Origin of the sequence: Paenarthrobacter sp. NPDC092416 (genome assembly GCF_044755025.1) — a bacterium.
In the GTDB taxonomy this organism is placed as follows: Bacteria; Actinomycetota; Actinomycetes; order Actinomycetales; family Micrococcaceae; genus Arthrobacter.
Map to the genome: position 1 here is coordinate 215,449 of NZ_JBIVQG010000005.1, position 18,519 is coordinate 233,967.

16 protein-coding genes are annotated in these 18,519 nt (G+C 60.0%); 11 read left to right on the forward strand and 5 right to left on the reverse strand.

Annotated features, from left to right (window positions below):
- Position 1 precedes the first annotated feature (1 nt).
- From ACIQC5_RS12090 to ACIQC5_RS12115, 6 genes are read left to right on the forward strand one after another with little or no spacing between them, the layout of a single operon-like run.
- On the forward strand, positions 2-946 hold the full coding sequence (locus ACIQC5_RS12090) for an ABC transporter permease (protein ID WP_400282217.1): 945 nt from the start codon (positions 2-4) through the stop codon (positions 944-946).
- Entirely contained in the window at positions 943-1,824 is an 882-nt protein-coding gene (locus tag ACIQC5_RS12095; protein WP_400282220.1) for an ABC transporter permease, read from the forward strand. The genes ACIQC5_RS12090 and ACIQC5_RS12095 overlap by 4 nt, the downstream gene beginning before the upstream one ends.
- Positions 1,821-3,476 (forward strand): dipeptide ABC transporter ATP-binding protein, encoded by a 1,656-nt coding sequence (locus ACIQC5_RS12100; RefSeq protein ID WP_400282223.1) that lies wholly within the window; start codon positions 1,821-1,823, stop codon positions 3,474-3,476. Before ACIQC5_RS12095 ends, ACIQC5_RS12100 begins: the two co-directional genes overlap by 4 nt.
- On the forward strand, positions 3,473-4,522 hold the full coding sequence (locus ACIQC5_RS12105; RefSeq protein WP_400282226.1) for a putative FMN-dependent luciferase-like monooxygenase: 1,050 nt from the start codon (positions 3,473-3,475) through the stop codon (positions 4,520-4,522). Before ACIQC5_RS12100 ends, ACIQC5_RS12105 begins: the two co-directional genes overlap by 4 nt.
- Positions 4,519-5,190: a CMD domain protein gene (locus tag ACIQC5_RS12110; protein ID WP_400282229.1), complete on the forward strand. Its 672-nt coding sequence runs from the start codon at positions 4,519-4,521 to the stop codon at positions 5,188-5,190. The genes ACIQC5_RS12105 and ACIQC5_RS12110 overlap by 4 nt, the downstream gene beginning before the upstream one ends.
- Positions 5,187-5,795 (forward strand): alkylhydroperoxidase domain protein, encoded by a 609-nt coding sequence (locus tag ACIQC5_RS12115; protein WP_400282231.1) that lies wholly within the window; start codon positions 5,187-5,189, stop codon positions 5,793-5,795. Before ACIQC5_RS12110 ends, ACIQC5_RS12115 begins: the two co-directional genes overlap by 4 nt.
- Positions 5,796-6,503: 708 nt before the next feature.
- Here the strand turns inward: ACIQC5_RS12115 and ACIQC5_RS12120 are convergent.
- The 4 genes from ACIQC5_RS12120 to ACIQC5_RS12135 all read right to left on the reverse strand — a co-directional run bounded on the left by ACIQC5_RS12120 (position 6,504) and on the right by ACIQC5_RS12135 (position 10,858).
- A complete protein-coding gene (locus tag ACIQC5_RS12120) occupies positions 6,504-7,262 on the reverse strand; it encodes a DeoR/GlpR family DNA-binding transcription regulator (protein ID WP_400282234.1) in 759 nt (252 codons plus the stop codon).
- Positions 7,263-7,282: 20 nt separating this feature from the next.
- Complete coding sequence (locus ACIQC5_RS12125) at positions 7,283-7,966, reverse strand: TetR/AcrR family transcriptional regulator (protein WP_400282237.1); 684 nt, start codon at positions 7,964-7,966, stop codon at positions 7,283-7,285.
- A gap of 196 nt (positions 7,967-8,162) precedes the next feature.
- Complete coding sequence (locus ACIQC5_RS12130; protein ID WP_400282240.1) at positions 8,163-9,719, reverse strand: GMC oxidoreductase; 1,557 nt, start codon at positions 9,717-9,719, stop codon at positions 8,163-8,165.
- Positions 9,720-9,877: 158 nt separating this feature from the next.
- Positions 9,878-10,858 (reverse strand): sugar ABC transporter substrate-binding protein, encoded by a 981-nt coding sequence (locus tag ACIQC5_RS12135; protein WP_400282243.1) that lies wholly within the window; start codon positions 10,856-10,858, stop codon positions 9,878-9,880.
- 308 nt (positions 10,859-11,166) lie between these two features.
- Here ACIQC5_RS12135 and ACIQC5_RS12140 point away from each other — a divergent pair, with 308 nt between their 5' ends.
- From ACIQC5_RS12140 to ACIQC5_RS12155, 4 genes are all read left to right on the forward strand, one after another.
- On the forward strand, positions 11,167-12,174 hold the full coding sequence (locus ACIQC5_RS12140) for an ABC transporter permease (RefSeq protein WP_400282246.1): 1,008 nt from the start codon (positions 11,167-11,169) through the stop codon (positions 12,172-12,174).
- Positions 12,175-12,215: 41 nt separating this feature from the next.
- Entirely contained in the window at positions 12,216-12,995 is a 780-nt protein-coding gene (locus ACIQC5_RS12145; RefSeq protein ID WP_400282249.1) for an ATP-binding cassette domain-containing protein, read from the forward strand.
- 69 nt (positions 12,996-13,064) lie between these two features.
- Entirely contained in the window at positions 13,065-14,210 is a 1,146-nt protein-coding gene (locus ACIQC5_RS12150) for a LacI family DNA-binding transcriptional regulator (RefSeq protein WP_400282251.1), read from the forward strand.
- A gap of 416 nt (positions 14,211-14,626) precedes the next feature.
- The gene (locus ACIQC5_RS12155) at positions 14,627-15,856 is read left to right on the forward strand and encodes a glycosyltransferase (protein ID WP_400282254.1); all 1,230 of its coding nucleotides are present in this window, start codon (positions 14,627-14,629) and stop codon (positions 15,854-15,856) included.
- 15 nt (positions 15,857-15,871) lie between these two features.
- Here ACIQC5_RS12155 and ACIQC5_RS12160 read toward each other — a convergent pair whose 3' ends face one another.
- The gene (locus ACIQC5_RS12160) at positions 15,872-16,816 is read right to left on the reverse strand and encodes a LysR family transcriptional regulator (protein WP_400282256.1); all 945 of its coding nucleotides are present in this window, start codon (positions 16,814-16,816) and stop codon (positions 15,872-15,874) included.
- 402 nt (positions 16,817-17,218) lie between these two features.
- On the opposite strand from ACIQC5_RS12160, the gene ACIQC5_RS12165 reads away from it, so the two are divergent.
- Positions 17,219-18,484 (forward strand): MFS transporter, encoded by a 1,266-nt coding sequence (locus ACIQC5_RS12165; protein ID WP_400282259.1) that lies wholly within the window; start codon positions 17,219-17,221, stop codon positions 18,482-18,484.
- Positions 18,485-18,519 lie beyond the last annotated feature (35 nt).

The following is an 18,519-nucleotide window of genomic DNA, read 5'->3' on the forward strand; positions in this document are numbered from 1 at the left end:
TATGCCGCGCTACCTCCTGAACCGATTCGGCCAGGCCACCCTGGTCCTCTGGGCAGCGTTCACCATAGCCTTTGTGCTGCTCCAAGCGCTGCCCGGTGATGCCCTGCTGATCAAATACCAAAACCCGGACATGGGCCTGAGCCCCCAGGAAATCGCGGACATCCGCAGCTCCTATGGCGCAGATACTCCGTTGTTCCTGCAGTACCTTGACTCCCTGGGAGGCTTCCTCACCGGCAACCTCGGTTACTCGGTCCAGGCCGGTGTGCCTGTGGTGGATCTACTGGCCGCCACTGTGCCGTCGACGCTGGCACTGGCGGGGCTGGGCTTCGTCGCCGCGGTGATCCTCGCCGTCGCAATCGCGTTCCTCTCCAGCCTGGCACCGTTCGCCTGGCTGAGGGACGCACTCCAGTCGCTACCGTCCCTGCTGGTCTCCGTGCCGGTCTTTTGGTTGGGCATCGTTCTGATCCAGGTCTTTTCCTTCCGGCTGAAGCTGATCCCCGTCATCAACCCGCCTGAGGCCTTGGGCCTGATCCTGCCAGTGGCCACGCTGGCAGTCCCTCTCTCAGCACCGCTGGCGCAGGTACTGATCCGGAGCATCGACGACGTACGCACCCAGCCCTTTGTCGCCGTCGCACGTTCGCGTGGCGGAAGCAATGCCTGGGTACTCAGCCACCATGTGGCCCGAAATGCGGTACTTCCGGCCCTGACCATTGCCGGTGTCCTGCTGGGCGAACTGATTGGAGGGGCCGTGGTCACCGAGACAGTCTTCGGGCGCAACGGCGTGGGCCAACTGACACAGCAGGCAGTCAACAATCAGGACGCGGCCGTACTTCAGGCGGTGGTGGTCCTCGCCGCCGCGGCTTTCGTTTTGGTCAACCTCGCCGTGGACCTGCTGTACCCCTTGCTGGACCCCCGGCTCAAGCGAAAGGCAGGAGCGCTCACATGAGCCACGCCACTGTGGAGGAAACCGCGTCCCCGGCGAAGGAACTCACACCCGATCCTGTGGAAGCCAAGCGGCCCTTCACCATCCCACGGATCCAACCAGGGCTGCTCCTTGCCTGGCTTGTCCTGGGAATCGTCGCGCTTTGGACCATCGCCCCTGGACTGTTCACCAGTCATGACCCGGTCTCCGGCAAGGCAAGGGACAAGCTCCTCCCGCCCGACACTGAGTACCTGCTGGGCACCGATGAGCTGGGCCGCGACCTCCTATCGCGAATGATCCACGGATCAATCAACTCGGTCACGGGCGCCCTTGTCGCCGTCGCCGTTGGACTCGTGGTGGGAACCATCCTCGGGCTGCTGGCAGGGTCCTTGGGCGGCATCACCGACGCCGTAGTGATGCGGATAGTGGACGTTTTGTTGTCGATACCCAGCCTGTTGCTGTCGCTGAGCATCATCATCATCCTGGGCTTTGGCACCGTGAACGCCGCCATCGCCGTGGGTATCGGATCCGTAGCCAGTTTCGCCAGGCTCTCCCGGTCCGAAGTCCTCCGGGTGCGCCGCAGCGATTTTGTCGAGGCAGCCTTCGGCAGCGGTGGAACGTTCACCGCAGTGTTATGGCGCCACATCCTGCCCAACTCGGCCGGACCGGTGCTGGCACTCGTGGCCCTGCAGTTCGGCAGTGCCATCCTGGCCATCTCCACCCTTGGCTTCCTGGGCTACGGCGCTCCCCCACCCACCCCGGAGTGGGGGCTGTTGATCGCTGAGGGGCGGAATTATGTGGCCACGTCCTGGTGGCTGACCACCTACCCGGGCCTGGTGGTGGTTGCCGTGGTTTTGTCCGCCAACCGCATCAGCCATTCGATCCGAAAGGTACACCCGTGACCGACGTTCTGACAGATCCGGCCGTGGCCGCACCTGGGCAGCCGGACACCGTTCCCGTGCTGGAACTCAGGAACCTGTCCGTGTCGTATGCGGACCGACACCGAAAACACCGCCGGGTTGTTCACGAGGTTTCGCTGAAGATCTCGCCGGGCGAAGTCCTTGCCTTAGTGGGTGAATCGGGTTCCGGGAAATCCACTACGGCCCAGGCAGTCATCGGATTGCTCGCCGGCAACGGCCGCATAGACGGTGGCAGCATCCTCCTGAACGGCACGGACATTTCCGGATGGTCACAGAAACGCCTCGAATCGATCCGTGGCGCCAAGATCGCGCTGATTCCGCAGGATCCCACAAGCTCGTTGAACCCGGTTCTCACCGTCGGCGCCCAGGTGGAAGAGGTGCTGCGCCTGCACACCAAGCTTCCCAAGCCGGAGCGACGGAAGCGGGTCCTCGAGCTGTTGGAGCGGGTGGGCATCCCGGAGCCGGAACGCCGTGCCGGGCAATACGCCCATGAGCTCTCCGGAGGCATGAAGCAGCGCGTCCTGATCGCAGCGGCCATAGCCCTTGAGCCCCAGCTGATCATCGCCGATGAAGCGACCAGCGCCCTGGACGTCACTGTTCAACGGCGGATTCTGGACCTCATTGATGACCTGCGGGCCGAGACCGGCACAGCGGTCCTTTTTGTCACGCACGATCTCGGCGTGGCGGCAGACCGTGCCGACAGCGTTGTGGTGCTGAAAGGCGGGCGGGTCCAGGAGCAGGGCCCTACAACCCAGGTGCTCACGAACCCCGCCACCGATTACACACGGCAACTCCTGGCCGATGCGCCGTCGATTTCTCCCGTCGTTCCCCGCCCGGCGCCCAAGCCTGGCCGCACCAACACAGTGCAGGTCGCCAACCTCGTTCAAGAGTTTGACACCGGGCGGAACCAGCGGTTCCGGGCCGTGGACGACGTGAGCTTCCAGGTTCCTCAGGGCAGCACACACGCAATCGTCGGTGAATCCGGTTCCGGGAAGACCACCACCGCGCGTGCCCTCTCAGGATTCCAACGGCCCACTTCAGGCAGCATCTCCATCAGCGGCCACGAGCTTTCCGGATTGGACGCCAAGAGCCTCCGACAATTCCGGAAGCACGTTCAACTCGTCTACCAGAACCCCTTCACTTCCCTTGATCCGCGGCAGACGATCGCCAGGATCATCGAAGAGCCCCTGCTGAACTTCGGTCCAGTCTCCCGCGAGGACCGCGTCAAGACTGTCCGGGACCTGCTTCACCGTGTCCATTTGCCGGAGAGCCTGCTGACCAAGCATCCACGGGAGCTCTCCGGCGGCCAACGCCAGCGGGTGGCCATTGCCAGGGCCTTAGTCCTTCGACCGCAGGTCTTGATTTTGGACGAGGCCGTTTCAGCGCTGGACGTCACCGTCCAGTCCCGGATCCTCGCCTTGCTGGAAGAACTGCAACGCGAACTTGACCTGACCTATGTGTTCATCACCCATGACCTGGCCGTGGTGCGGCAAATCGCAGACACCGTTTCCGTCATGAGCGGCGGCCGGCAAGTAGAGGCAGGCACTGTGTCCGAGGTGTTCGACAACCCCCAACACCACTACACCCGGGAGCTGATCGAGGCGATCCCCGGCAACCGAAAGGCGAAGCAATGACCCACCGAGCAGAAGCTAACAAACGGATCGGCTTCTTCACGCGCCTGCTCGACGACGTCAGCCCGGCTGAGCGTTACAGGCTGGCCTTGGAGCAAATCCAGACCGCAGAAAAAGCGGGCTTTGATACGGCGTGGGTGGCACAGCACCACTTCAATGAAGCCGAAGGCGGCCTGCCGGCCCCGCTGGTCTTCTTGGCTTACGCCGCTGCCCGGACAACCAGCATCCGGCTCGGTACCGGAATCATCACGCTTCCGCTGGAGGATCCGTTGCGGGTGGCGGAGGACACAGCCGTGCTGGACCTGCTCGCCGGTGGAAGGCTTGAAGTGGGAGTGGGGACGGGCGGCACCGCGTCCTCCTTCGCTGCATTCGGACTCGAAAGTGACCAACGCCGTCGGATTTTCGTGGAAAAGTTGCAACTCCTCACCGAGGCGTGGGGCGGCAAGGATATTCGGTCCTCGGCCAATGCCCTCTACCCGGCAGTTCCTCAACTGCTCGACAGGCTATGGCAGGCAACATTCTCCAGCAGTGGAGGCGAACGTGCAGGCCGCTCCGGCGATGGCCTCATGCTGTCACGGACCCAACCGCGCGAAGGGTCGTTGGCGGATGCACCGCTGGACCACCTGCAGAACCCCATCATCGACGCCTACCTTGAGGCACTCCCCAACGGGGCCACGCCTCGTATCCTGGCCTCCCGCACCCTGTTCGTGGCCGACGACCGGGCCACCGCCCTTCACTTCGCGGAAGCCGGACTGCGCCGGATCGTCCCGCACTTCGAACGCCAAGGTCATGTCTTCGAAAGCCACGACGTGGAAGCCCTCATCGCGGCCACCGACGCCCACGTGGGAACGGTGGAGGACGTCGTCGAATCACTTAGCCGTGACAGTTCACTGGAGCGGGCAACGGACGTGTCCTTCCAGGTCCACTCCATCGACCCACCCCACGAACACATCCTTCGCTCCATCGAACTCGCTGCCACCGAGGTAGTACGGAGGCTCGGCTGGAAGCCTGCCAACGCCCTCATACCCGCCCTGCAAGGAGAGAAATGAGTAACACCAAACCCGACGCCGTCGACACTATTTTGGGGATCACCCCAGGCGCACCCCTGGACGTACTGCGTCACCGACGCCCCATCACCCGCGACAACACACAATCAAGCTACCTCGCTCTTTTCCATGCTGAACAAGTGGAAGACGCAAGCCTGACGGAACGCACTGCCGTCGCCGTGTTTGTGGCGCTGCTGCACGGCAACCAGGCGGCCGCGGTCTTCTACAGTCAAGCTTTGGAAGAGTCCGACACGAATCCCGGCCTCGCCGCTTCGTTGCATGAGGCAGCTGCTGCCGGCGCAGCCCAGGGACCCTACGGTGAGTACCGGGAGCCCGGACTCCGCAGCGAGGACCGTCCGGGCCTCCGCTGGACCGCCGCGCCGAACCTGGCGGAAGCTTTGGGAACGAGGTTGGTGGCCGCACTGGAACACGCCCACTTGTTGGTCTTCCGGCCCCGGGAAGCTTCGCCTGATGCGTTGGACGCACTGGTACGAGCCGGCTGGTCGACCACGGGAATCGTGACGCTCTCGCAACTCGTCGCCTTCCTGACCTACCAGCTCCGGGTTATCGCCGGGTTGGAACTCCTGGCCGGCGATACGGCACAGCACGAAGCCGGTGCCGCGGCGTCGGCAGACGTCGAAGGTGCCCAAACAGTAAGGATCAACGCATGACCTACGAAGTCGTTACCTATGCCACGCTGAACCGCCCCGAGGTTTTTACCCAGGAGCAACTTGGTTGGGTTCCTTGGCTGCATGCCCCTGCGGTGGAGGACCTCACGGACCGCCAATACGACGGGCTCGTGGACCGATCCCGAGCCTCCAGCGACTACTTCCGTCTGCTGGCCCGGGATCCGGATATCCTCGGGGCCCGGACCAGGACTGACAAGGACATTTTCTACAACACCAAGGAAGGGCTGCCACGCGCCGAGCGCGAGCTGGCGGCCGCCGCGACATCGCGGGAGAACGGCTGCGTCTTCTGCGCCTCCGTGCACGCGCGGTTCGCTTCCCACTACTCCGACCGGCACGACGACGTTCAGCGGCTCCTTGACCAAGGCACCTCGGCTGACCTCGGCCCCCGCTGGACCGCAATCGCCTCCGCGGCCAAGGCACTCGCTCAGACTCCCCCGCAGTTAAGCGCCGAACACGTCAATGCGCTCGAACTCGAAGGGCTCGACGCCCTCGAAATTTCGGATGTCATCCACGGTGCGGCGTTCTTCAACTGGGCCAACCGGCTCATGCTGTCCCTTGGCGAACCGGAGAAGGCCATCGTGAACTGAGGTTACTGCCCGTAGGAGACACCCTGCGCACACGGCAGGGTGTCTCGCGCCCCACACGGTCACAGCCAGATGCCTTGCGGCACCGTCAAACGTTATACCTGCGGCGTCGCAGGAGCGGCATGGTGGGAGCTACCGTGGCGTCCGCTGGATCTCGGACCACCAGTTCAGTGTCCACCACCGGCCGCTGGCCGGCATCTGGGGCGGTGGTGTTCTACCATTCGCCCAGCAGTTGGATAGTTGCCCGCATTCGCGCATCGGCGAACGGATGATTGTGAGCGGCGGCTATCCGGGAACGGCACCTCTGTAATGTGCAGCCACGGGTCTTTTATCCACACCGATTTGGGTGCACTGACCCGGCACGATAGACCCGCTAGTTGGTGCAGGCGCGTCCTCGACACAGATGGCACTCGGTATTGGCGCTCTGCAAGATCCTGCGCTCGGTGGGCCCGCGGGCAACCTCCAAGCAAACTTGGCAACTCGGAGCGACGGACACTTCGCTCCGCCCTGTTGGACGATGGTGCGATGACCAAGGCGCAGCAGGTACCTGGCCTGCATCGAGCGAGCCGTCCTACATGGCACCTAGATACGTGTGTCATCGCCCTTCGGACTCTCTGACTCGCTGTCAACCGGCATGGCCGGTTGGTATCCAAACCTGCAGGTGCGGTTTGGCGTTTCAGCGTCGGCGAGACGCATCGAAGCTCTAATACTCTAAGCGACTATGACCTCCACCCCCTCGCTTCTGAGACTGCTAAGTATTTCTACCGGTGCTCCACTGTCGGTGACCAATATGTCAATCGCGGACATCGGGCAGATTGCCGCATGACCCAGGCGAGAGAACGCCGCGCCTTCCACGACGAAGACAGATCTTTTCGAAGCATCCAGGACATGACGCTTTGTGGTTGCATCCTGAACGTCGAACGCTGTGAAACCGTGTTTGGCTTCCGCCCCGAACGGTGCGATCACAGCGGCGTCGAAACGGACGGACTTTATGGAAGCATCGGCAAGAGGTCCCACTATCGCCCCTTCTTCCTGCCGGACTGAGCCCCCGGGAACGATCAACTCCGTCCCTCGATGTCCGTTTAATGCACGTATGCCCTGCACGGACAGCGGCATCACTGTCAGCGGTCTCCCTGCGAGTTCACGGGCCACTGCCAGGCAGGTTGTTCCGCTGTCCAACGCCACTGTCTCACCGTCTTTTATTGTTGTAGCTACTGCCGCGGCGAGCAGCCCTTTAGTCGGAGCTGAATCTATTTCCCGCAGCCGAAAAGGAATGCCGCGCGTCTGCCCTAACTGGCTGACAGCTCGACCATGCTCCCGCCGAAGCACCCCTTCACGCTCGAGTTGTAAAAGATCTCGGCGGATAGTAGCTTCAGAAACACCTAGCTCGTCGGCTAACCGCGAAACTCGTAAGCCCCAGTGCTGATGTAGCAACCCGATGATGGCTCTATGCCTTTTTGTTCCACTCACGCTCGGTTACCTTTCCCGGCTCAGCTACGCGCTCTAAGTAATCCACCCTGCCGACGGATTGACTCACGAATCGATTCGGATAGGAGCCCGGCTTTCGGACCGGCAGCATCGACAGGCCAGGCGTCGGGGAAGGCCAACGCCCTACTAAGTTCAGTAATGAGATTAGCCACGGCTGAGTCTCTCTCGCGAACCCACCGCACCAAGAGCCCGTCAATCAAGGCAATAAAAATCTGAGAAGCAAGTCGAGGATCCAGCGTCATTTTTTCGTCATAGTGGGAAGACTCTGTGAAGAGTTTAGTTAGAACGTTGTGGCGGTTTAGCAGGTAATCGTGCGCCGGGTGCTTTACCTCAGCAGCTCTGCTCGCGAAGTACAGGTACAGCTCCACGAGACCGTGCTTCGAGGGATGGCTGGAAATGATGGAAATCAGCCACTTGAACGGACTGTTACTGTCGCTCCCCGGTGAGCACAATTCCCGTCGCCTCAACACCTCCAGAAGGACGGCGTCTCTTGATGGAAAATGGTGGTACAAGGTAGATTCCCTAACGCCGACTTCCGCGGCGATGCGCTTCATAGTGACGGATCTATGGCCGTCCTGCAGCACCAAATTCTCGGCTGTGTTCAAAATTTGCTGCCTGCGGATACCAGACACTACGTACTTGCCTCGCGTGCCTCGACCGAACGCGTTCAAAGACTCTTGTCCCATTTAAGCGGGGTTCCAATCCTGGGTTCTGGGGGGCGAAAGCGAAGCCAAGGTGGAACCTCCGTAAGGGAGATTCCACGTGCCATACGCTTCCGCGCGGCCAACACATTCGCCGAAGCTGGAGACTCGATGGCTCCACACCTGGAACTGCCAAAAAGGGTCGGTGGCGCGGTTGTCTCCGCCACCGACCCTTGCTGGGCTAGCTAGCGGCAATGAAAGGGGCCACCCGCAAGGCATTCGCCGCGATGGTCAGTGCGGGATTCAACGCAGCGGACGACGGGAAGAACGAGCCGTCAATGATCCATAGATTGTCAACGTCATGACTGCGGCAGTCTCCGTTTAGAACACTGGTTTTCGGGTCGGAGCCGGCCACGGCAGTTCCGCACATGTGCGAGTTCGTCGCGATGCCCATCCGCTCGGTCAGGATAATCGGATATCCCGCCTTCCTGACTGCCGCCGAGACGCGCCTAACAAGCTCTTCATGGGGAGCGATATTGTTCGGTTTCCAATCGATGACGATTTTCCCGTCGACAACACGAACCCGGTTGTTCGGGTCAGGCAGGTCCTCCGTGGTCAGGTAGATATCCAGGCTGCGGTCGGTCACCATTTTGAGTGCCCAAAGTGGCGCCCAGGACCTGGCCGCCTTCACCATCGGTGCCTGAAGCTTCCCGAGCATCTGGAGATTGCCCAAAGGGAATGGATTGGTTTCGCCGGCGAGATACCAATCGTTCAAACCCAGCGTCTTCTGCCAGGCAGTTCGGTTGCGCCTGAAGGGGTTGACTCCCATGAAGAAGGTGCTGTTGTGCACCATGTAGTTTCGTCCCAGCAGACCTGACGAATTGCCCAAACCGTCCGGGTGCTTCTCATTTGCTGAGTTCAGCAGCAAAACCGCCGAGTTAACAGCGCCGGCCGAAACGACGAACTGGTTGGCCTCGATGCGCACCTTTCGCCCACCAATGGCGGCCTCAGCAGCCACGACCTTCGTACCATCGTCGCTGGTGATCAATTTAGTGATTTTGGCGTTTACGAGCAGACTAACGTCCTCCGATTGCAAGGCCGGGCGAAGGGCCCGGTTTTCCGCCTCACTCTTGACGCCTGATTCTGAGGGGGCGCCGTCGGAAATGGTGTCGGCGCGACGCTCCTCCATAGTGTTCAGATTCATCCCGTTGGACATGTGGAAGGGGTGCAAGCCCTGCTTCCGCAGTGAAGAGGCAAAGCGCTCGATTGTAGGTTCGTGATCCAGCGCGGGGGCCGGGTATTCCGTTGAATGATTGGGTTCTGTGGGGTCTTCGCCGAGCCTCCCATGAACTTGGAAGAGCTCTTCGGCCTGTGCGTAGAAGGGCTCGATGGTGTCATAGTCGAATGGCCACGGCCGGGACGTCCCGTCATGGTGGGCCGTCTCCTCAAAGTCCTGCCGACGGAACCGCGGAAGACAGGCTCCGTAGAATTTTGTATTGCCGCCCACCCAGTAATACACGCCAGGCCGGAAAGGCTTGCCGTTACTGCCGTCGAACCACTCCTCGGCGTTGCTGTATCGCTTGTCGAGGTACATCGCTTCGGGCTGTGAGTTTTCTGGTTCACGTGGCAGGAAGTCACCACGTTCGACGACCAGGACCTTGCGGCCTGAATCCCGGAGCGCCCAACTGAGTGTTCCACCACCCATACCCGACCCGATGATGAGGATGTCCGTTTCGATGGTCGAACCCTGAGCATCGAGTACTGATCCAGGGCGTAAGGCGGTTGTAATTTCAGGCACTTCTTCTTCTCTTTCCTTGGGTGCTTTCTACTGGGAAAGCGTGGTTGACCTTGAGGGTCCAGAACCCAGAGGCTAGGTTGGACGGCGGCTACGCCATCCAACCTAGCCGGCCGGCGTCGGTGTGACATCAGAGCGAATCGATCGGTTTCTCTGGGGGCCTAGAGTCCGAAGACGGGCTCCATGGTCGCGACATTCTCTTTGGTGACAAGAGGCAGCGGCGTGAACAGCTCAGGCTTGACCTTGCTCTTATCTCCCCGCAGGTATTCGTATGCTGCCTTGATCACTTCACGGCCCTGTTCTGCTGGATCTTGGCTGACGGTGCCGAATACCCGTCCGTCGGCGATTGGTTCCTTGAGTTCGCTCGGGTAATCGCCAAGGATCCATTTGATCTCCGAACGCCCGTTCGCGTGCGCCCAGGTGATGGCTCCCATGGCTTCCGGGCCTTGGACGACGATGGCGTCAAGTTCACCCTTGGGGTGCTTGTTTGCCCAGTCCTGGGTCAGGGCGACGGTCTTCTCGGCCTGCCAGCCATCGGACTGCTCTTCGACAATTTTGATTTTCGGGTGCGCGGAAAGGACTTCCTTTAGGCCTTCGGTGCGAAGGATTTGAGCGGATGTCCCAAGACCGCCCATAACCAAACCTACGTTGCCCTCCTCGCCAATGGCCTGAAGCAACATTTGCCCCTGCTTGCGGCCATAGTCTTTGTCGTCAGCGCCAACAAACCCCTTCACAGGGATGCTCTTCTCGAGTCCAAGATTGACGGTAAACACAGGGATCCCGGCCTTGTCGGCCGCTTTGATGGCCGGTCCGATTCCTTCAGGGTCTCCGGGGTACACGATAATGGCGTCTTTGCCAGCGGTGACGAATTCCTGAATCTGGGAGATCTGCTTGTTGAGATCTCCACCGCCGTTTCGGACATCGAGATCGACGCCCGATTCGTCGGCCTGCTTCTTGACCTCGTCCACCATGACCGCGACAAACGGGTCCAGGCCGATGTCGAAGGCCATGAAGCCGATCTTGGGCTTCTCGCCGCTGGACGACGTCGTCCCGGACGAACCCGCCTCGCTGCATGCCGAAGCGCCCAGGCAAACCATCGCCACAGCGGTAAGCGCCGCTAAACGCTTGATGATTCTTTTCATAGTCTGCTCTCTCTAGACCCTCGTTTCCGGCTGTCGCCAGCCAGTCCGGCGCTCGGAAACGATTGGTAAATGCATTTACAAGCCTGATGGTGGCAATCTATCGTGTCAAGGCCTGGGACTATGGACGTTTCCTTTGAACTCCCATAGGCAAACCCCCATTGACAGGGCTTTTGTGTGATGTGCATCATCATTCTGTTAGTAATACGATTTACCGGGTTCTATGAAAGAGCCGGGCCATGCTGCTCCCCCATCCCCACCTCGCACGCGAGCAGCAAACCCTATGTCAGCGAGGACATCAGGAGAATGAAATGCCTCAAGCAACAACACGCGGCTCAACTGCCGAAACCGCGGCTGCAGTCAAGCGTCCAACGATTGGAGCGTGGCTCGCCTCAGACAGTGCCTTTAAGTACACGATGGTGGCCGTCCTCATTTTGGGTGTCATTGTGATGAGTCTGGTTTCCCCCGAGTTCCGCAGGCCGGAAAATCTCATCAACATCCTCCAGCAGAACGCAATTATCGGAGTGGTTGCTTGCGGGATGACGCTCATGATCATCGCCGGAGGCTTTGACCTCTCAGTCGGTGCCGTCGCAGCGGCATCCGGCGTTCTGGCCGGGGCGTTATCCATTGAATACGGCCTTCCCCTCGCAATCATCGCCGGACTTGTCGCGGGACTTGGAACCGGCCTGATCAACGGCTTTCTGGTCGCGAAGCTCGGAATCAACCCCTTCGTCGCAACCCTTGGTATGCAGGCCATCGTCCAAGGCGTTTTGTTTATCCAAACCGAAGCAAAGCCCGTGTTTGGCCTCCCCGACGCCTGGAGTGACTTCGGCTTTTACCGTGTAGGTTTCATCCCCTCCACCGTTATCGTGTTCATCGTGGCCGCGTTGGCCTGCTGGGCGCTCCTTCGATTCACGCTCCTGGGAAAACTGATGTACGCGGTCGGCTCAAACCGCGAGGGAACAAGGCGCTCGGGGGTTGCTGTCGACCGTGTCGTTATTGCTGCCTTTGGTATCGGTGGCCTGCTCGCTGCCGCAGGCGGCCTCATGCTCGTAACACAGTCCAACACCGGTCAGCCGTCTGCGGGAGCCACCTGGGCGCTGTTGGCAATTGCGGCGGTCGTCGTTGGTGGAACGCCTCTAACAGGCGGGGCCGGAGGAATTGGACAAACGATTGTAGGAACCTTGCTATTGGGAGTCATGTCCAACGCGCTGAACATTATGAGCGTTTCACCCTACTGGCAGCCCGCTGCCACAGGCTTGCTCATCCTTCTTGCTGTCAGCGTCGAACGCTACCGGCACATGAAGCGGTCCCGCTAGAATCCGGCGCTACGCCAATCACGAAAGAACGGAACATTCTAATGAACGTAGACACGACTGCACCCCTACTCCGGGTTAGGGACCTCGAGAAACACTACGGCGGCGTGACAGCACTGTCGGAACTGGACCTTCAGCTCATGCCCGGCGAGCACGTTGCCGTTGTCGGTGACAATGGCGCAGGAAAATCAACATTTGTGAGAATGATCTCTGGGGCCGAAAGGCCCGACGGAGGGACGATCATCTTTGATGGAGAGGAATGTAACTTCAGGTCGCCCTTGGAAGCCCGCGGAGTAGGAATCGAGACCGTATACCAAGATCTTTCCTTGGCCGACGACCTGGACGTCATCGACAACCTTTTCATGGGTCGCGAGATCTTCCATGTGAAGATGGGTGGCCTCTCCATCCTCAACCGCAAGGCGATGCGCAAACGCGCCGAGGAGTTGCTAAACGAGGTTGGCGTACGGATACCGAGTCTTTCCGAGCGAATCCGAGGCATGTCGGGCGGTCAACGCCAAGGTGTCGCCATCGCCCGCGCTTCCGGCTGGGGGTCCAAACTCATTATTCTTGACGAACCCACCGCTGCGCTTGGCGTCAGGGAAACCGGACAGGTAGAGGACATCATCCGCGGTTTGAAACAGGCCGGCACCGGGGTTGTCCTCGTCAGCCATAACCTCCGGCAGGTCTTTGATCTGATGGACACGATCTTCGTCTTCCGCCGCGGAAAGCTCGTTGGCCGCCGCGAAGTAGCCCGGACTTCCCCGCAGGAGATCGTCGCCATGATCACAGGGGTCAGCGAGCCCGACGCAGGAGAGTTTGTATAATGAGTTTCCTCCCACCCACCACCACGGATCGGTGACGCACGCTGTGGAACCTAGCTAGGAGGACACCCAATGGTGACCATGAAGGACGTAGCTGTGGCTGCCGGGGTTTCAGCGTCGAGCGTTTCCAACGCCTACCATCGGCCAAACAAGCTCTCAGCCGACCAGCGTTCCAGGATCCTCAACGTGGCTCAGACGTTGGGATACTCCGGACCGCATCCTGGGGCGAGCAGCCTGCGCTCGGGCAGCGTCGGCTCTCTGGGTCTGCTGATCACCGACTCCCTGTCATATGCCTTCGAGGATCCAGCTACCGTGCTGCTCCTGAGGGGCATTGCACAAGTGAGCCAGATGGCCAACGTGTCACTTGCGTTGCTGCCCTCGGGCAGCAACGCAAGTCCCCCGCAGACTAAGAATCGCCGGGACTTGCCCGTAGATGAAGATGTATGGCCCGCGGTGCAGCGAAGCGTCGTTGATGGCTTTCTTATCTACAGCCTGCCCGACGGTCACCCGGCGGTTTCAAGTGCGCTAAACCGAGGCTTGCCCTGTGTCATTATCGATTCACCAAAGATTGAGGGAGTTCCTTTCGTTGGCATCGATGATCGAAGTGCCGCGAGTAGAGCGGCCGAGCACCTGCTTGAACTCGGCCATCACCGGATCGGGATACTCGTCGACCGGTTACGCCCGGATGGATCGAGGGGATTTGCATCACAGAGCAGAGTCCGACATGCGCAGGACGAAGTAGCGCGGGAGAGGCTAGCCGGTTACCGTGCAGCATTCCAACAAGCGGGCCTGGATCCGTCGGCAGTACCTATCGTCGAAGCCGGAGGTTTTCTTTTTACTGAGGGTCAAAGAGCCGCTGAAGACCTCCTCCGCCGTCACAACCTGACTGCCGTCTTGGCGACAACTGACGTTCTGGCGCTATCCGCTTTGAAGGTTCTTCGGGTGATGGGAAAGTCCGTACCGGAGGAAGTTTCAGTGGTTGGTTTCGATGACCTGCCCGAGTCAGCAGCCGCCGGTCTCACTACCGTGCGCCAGCCCCTTATAGACAAAGGTCGGCGAGCTGCCGAAGCCATTATTCGCAGCGTTGCCGGCGAGACAGTAGGCATGACGATCCTTCCCACCAAAATGGAGGTCCGGTCCTCTACCGGACCAGCCCCCATCAACGCGGCCCTCGAACTTGCGGGCCCAAGGCATATCGCAGGCTTGCACGAATCATAACCTTAGTTTATGGATTTTGGCCCCACAGCGCGGGGTTAAGTTATTGTCCTACTAGCTAAGCTACCAGGGAGCCCGAGGGCGTCCGGACTGGATCCGGTTGACCACCCGCCACCCTGGGGCACCACGAAAGTGAGCAGACTATGTGGCAGTTTCGAGTAAAAGAACCGTCGCCAGAGGCGTTGGGCCGTGCCGCGTGTTGGGTACTCGCTGCACTGGCCTCACTTGCCGGACTTGACCTAGTTTCAAGCGGCACCGCCCAGGCGAACACAGTTTGGCTGTTCCTGTTGGCGGCTTTGTGCCTCTGGATCTCCCGGGCCCTCAAACCGCCCCAGACGCCATAGGCTTGCTAGCTGCGGCCGAACGCCCGCGCCTGGGACCTGGATACCGTCCCGGCGACAACTACTAAGGAGTTCCCTTTGGCTCGATCCGTTCTGCAAGGTCCTTTGACCATCCTGATAGGAGCCGACACCTACCCGCCTGACATTAACGGTGCGGCAATGTCGACGTACAGACTGGCCATGGGCATGAAGGCTCGGGGCCACAAGGTGCACGTTATCGCGGCCCGCAGCGAAGTGGGACCAAGCGTGAGCGGCGTGGAGGACGGCGTGACGGTGCATCGACTGAGGTCCCACGCAGCACCGACGCACCCTACCCTCAGACTCTGTTTGCCATGGCAGATCAAGGGCGAAGTTAGAAAGATATTTAAGGATGTTTCGCCTGATGTTGCCCACATCCAGTGCCACTATATGGTCGGAGAGTCGGTGGCTAAAGAGGCTGTGCGGAGCGGCACACGCCTCATCGCCACGAATCACTTCATGCCGGAGAACATGAACCCGTTTCTCCCCTTCCCGCAGTGGTTTCTCAAAATCGTCGCCAAGAACTCCTGGCGGGACATGGATAAAGTCCTCGGAATGGCAGACGTCATCACCACTCCGACAACAAAATCCGCGGAAACGATGTATAGCCATGGCTTTTCCCGGAGCGTCGTGCCAGTCTCCAACGGAATAGATGCAGAACGATACGAGTTGGCCCCCGGAGAGCTCATCGACAAACCAGAAGCTCCGGTCATCTTGTTCGTTGGTCGTCTTGCCAAAGAAAAGAATGTTGACCAGCTCATCGATGCCTTCGCCCTGCTACCCGCCGATCTGGAGGCACGCCTTGAGATAGTGGGGGTCGGGGAGCAGCGACCAGCCTTGGAGATGAAAGCCAAGCATTTGCAGGTCGCCGAAAAGGTCACATTCACGGGATTTGCAACCGACGAGGAACTTCGGTGCGCCTACCTTCGTTCCAGCGTTTTTGCCATGCCGGGTACTGCCGATCTCCAGTCCCTTGTTTCACTGGAAGCCATGTCTGCTTCCAAACCCTTGGTCCTTGCGAACGCTTTGGCCTTGCCACATCTTGTGAATGAAGGAATCAACGGATTCCTGTTTACACCTGGCGACAGGCGTGAGTTCTCGCGCCAAATTGAGCGCATTCTCCGATTGTCTGAGCAAGAGCGTCACGCCATGGGCACGGCGAGCCGTGCCATGGTCGCACAACACAGCTTCGCCACGTCAATGACGATTCTTGAGAGTCTCTACAGGAGTGACCGGCGCGACGAGGAAGCTCTTCCCCCTAGCGAAACGACTGCCGATGTCCGTAAGTAGCGCGGCCCCGGACCACTACTTGGCACGACGCTCGACGGCCTGCCATGTGCCTTCGCCGGAATGCGCCATTTTAAGCAACGTCGTCCTCGCCAGCTTGGCTAGTTCACCTGTTGCTGCCGACAGGGTATGCCCCGACTTCTTAACGAGGGCGATCGTGTCATAAATGGGGGGATCAAATGGCACCACGCCAAGATCTTTGGGAAAGGTTGGGCTGGCCGCCACTGCCCGGCACGTGAAGGTATCCCCTATCCCGTCAGACACGAGGGCAAGAGCGGACTCAACCTGCTCCACCTCAATCTGGGGCGCCAAAGTCAAACCCGCCGTTTCCGCCCGGTCAACAACCTGGCGCCGTGTTGGGTCGCGTTTGGCGTAGTGCGCATCGTAAAGAATGAGCGGCCGCTGAGCGAAGGACTCTATGCTCGTCGAGCCCGATTGCAGCACTTCTCTATCCCGGGTCACATGAACAATTTCGTCGCGCACCAGCGGAATGGCTTTAAGGCCGCTCAGAACTACCGGCAGAACAATAAGCCCCGCTTCCAGGTCCCCCGCAAGAACAGCTTCAGCCGTCTCAGCCGAATTCTGACCGACCAGCCTGATGCGGACCTTCGGGTGCTTTGCATGAAATTCCTTAGCCAGGTTAGACAGCAAGTAATAATCTGCATTGCGCAGAAGTCCAAAAGTTGCAGTTCCACCCTCAAGTGTTGTCAGGGACTTAACCGCCTGAGCGCCGCCCTCGGCTGCCATAACGGATTGTTCCGCAAATGGTAGCAACTCATCACCGGCGGCAGTGAGGAGGAGTCGACGGGCTCCACGCATGAAAAGGGGCGCACCAAGTTCATCTTCCAAGCGGCGCACGAGGTCGGATATGGCTGGTTGGGAGATGCTCAAATCACGGGCAGCTGCACTGAATGATCCGTGCCTGACAGCTGCCAGAAATGCCTGCAATTGCGTGAGTGTCATAAGACTATCCTATAGCAGGCCACGCTGACATGGGCATTCACTACCACTTAGGAACGCCGTCGGAACGATCCCAAGCCAACAATGACTTCAAGGCTGATCCGATTCCCGAGAATTAGGCAATGGGATCTCGGAGCAAGGTATAAGCAGATCCTCTGGCGCCTCAAAGGTGAAGCATTACCGGGCACCATGGAGTTTGCTAATAATGCACCATCAGGTGAAGATTATTGAGGCTCAAGCTGCCTGAATGCCACCGCATCCTGAGCATTCAGGACTGAATCAGGCGCGCATGTTCGGCACCATCCGGATATCATTCCGGCGGAATTCCAGACTCTTACATAGAGCTGGAAATATTCAGAAAAGACCCAATCCACAACAGCGCAGCTCCCCATCCCAAGGAACCCGATGCTTCAAACCTACCCTAATGCCAACCACCGAGCATGGCGCAACGCCCTGTTTGTGGTCTTTGCGCTGACAGGGGCCGGGCAGGCCGCCTGGATCACGCGCACCCCCTCCATCAGGGCTGCGTTAGATCTCTCCGTCGGCGAAATGGGGTGGATAATCTTTGGCGTCTCCGTAGGCTCTGTGATAGGGCTCACCATTGCAAGTCAGGTGGTTTCGCGGTGGGGTACAAGGACCGGGATTCTTACCGGCGCTTTGTGTATCGGCCTCGGCCTCCTGTCAGCCGGAGGCGGGAGTGATCAGTCCTTGGGATGGCTCGCTTTTGCTGGGTTGTCCATGACCGGGGCCGGATTCGGGCTGCTTGAAGTGGCTTTGAATGTTGAAGGGGCGGCCCTAGAGCGGCACACAGGCAAGACCTATTTGCCGGCAATTCATGCTGCTTTCAGTGTCGGGACCTTGGGCGGGTCCGGGGTGGGGGCCGCGGCCGTGTTCGCGGAGACTTCCGTTATTTTCCACTTGGGCGTTACGGGTGTGTTCCTCATCCTTGGAACGATCCTGACTGTTCGATGGGTAGGAAAAGATACCGGAATTGAGCCCCGCACGGCTAGGCCAAGGGCTGGTTCCCGGCAGCGTGTGCGGGTTTGGCGGGAGCCACGGACCATCCTCTTGGGAGTTGTCGTCATGGGAATGGCCTTCGCCGAGGGCGCCGGTAATGACTGGATACCGCTGGCCTTGGTGGACGGCTACGGCGTCAACGAAGTCTATGCTTCGCTCGGCTTTGCCTTGTACGCAGGACTGATGACTGTGGTCAGAGTATTGGGTGCCTGGTTGGTCGCCAGTTTCGGCCGTCGCCAGATCCTTCAGGGTCTGGGCTTTGTCGCGGCAGCGGGTCTGCTCCTGGTCATTCTTGGGCCGACTCCGGTCTTTGCCATGATTGGTGTGGGGCTATGGGGCGCTGGCGTAGCTTTAGGCTTTCCCCTCGGGCTCTCAGCAGCAGGGGACGATTCCCGTGGCACGGCAGCACGCGTCAGCGCTGTAGCTACGGCAGGATACGTCGCGTTCCTGGTCGGCCCACCTGTGCTGGGGCTTCTCGGCGACCACACCGGCATCCGTTCTGCGCTCTTCATCGTCCTCGGAGGGGTAGCCATTGCAATCGCTTTCTCCCGTTCAGCACGTCCGCTGAGTGACGGCGGGGCCCAGGATTTGGAGACCCGCCCTCTTACATCTGAACAGGTACAAATGACGCAAGGACGGAGTGAGAATGACTAGCCAGCCCCGTCAACAAATCAGATGGGGCCTCATCG

Bases quoted from the DNA above. Each gene is read 5' to 3' on its own strand.
- ACIQC5_RS12090 (WP_400282217.1), top strand. From the start codon at position 2: ATGCCGCGCTACCTCCTGAACCGATTCGGCCAGGCCACCCTGGTCCTC.
- ACIQC5_RS12095 (WP_400282220.1), top strand. From the start codon at position 943: ATGAGCCACGCCACTGTGGAGGAAACCGCGTCCCCGGCGAAGGAACTC.
- ACIQC5_RS12105 (WP_400282226.1), top strand. From the start codon at position 3,473: ATGACCCACCGAGCAGAAGCTAACAAACGGATCGGCTTCTTCACGCGC.
- ACIQC5_RS12110 (WP_400282229.1), top strand. From the start codon at position 4,519: ATGAGTAACACCAAACCCGACGCCGTCGACACTATTTTGGGGATCACC.
- ACIQC5_RS12115 (WP_400282231.1), top strand. From the start codon at position 5,187: ATGACCTACGAAGTCGTTACCTATGCCACGCTGAACCGCCCCGAGGTT.
- ACIQC5_RS12125 (WP_400282237.1), bottom strand. From the start codon at position 7,966: ATGGGACAAGAGTCTTTGAACGCGTTCGGTCGAGGCACGCGAGGCAAG.
- ACIQC5_RS12135 (WP_400282243.1), bottom strand. From the start codon at position 10,858: ATGAAAAGAATCATCAAGCGTTTAGCGGCGCTTACCGCTGTGGCGATG.
- ACIQC5_RS12140 (WP_400282246.1), top strand. From the start codon at position 11,167: ATGCCTCAAGCAACAACACGCGGCTCAACTGCCGAAACCGCGGCTGCA.
- ACIQC5_RS12145 (WP_400282249.1), top strand. From the start codon at position 12,216: ATGAACGTAGACACGACTGCACCCCTACTCCGGGTTAGGGACCTCGAG.
- ACIQC5_RS12150 (WP_400282251.1), top strand. From the start codon at position 13,065: ATGGTGACCATGAAGGACGTAGCTGTGGCTGCCGGGGTTTCAGCGTCG.
- ACIQC5_RS12160 (WP_400282256.1), bottom strand. From the start codon at position 16,816: ATGACACTCACGCAATTGCAGGCATTTCTGGCAGCTGTCAGGCACGGA.
- ACIQC5_RS12165 (WP_400282259.1), top strand. From the start codon at position 17,219: ATGCTTCAAACCTACCCTAATGCCAACCACCGAGCATGGCGCAACGCC.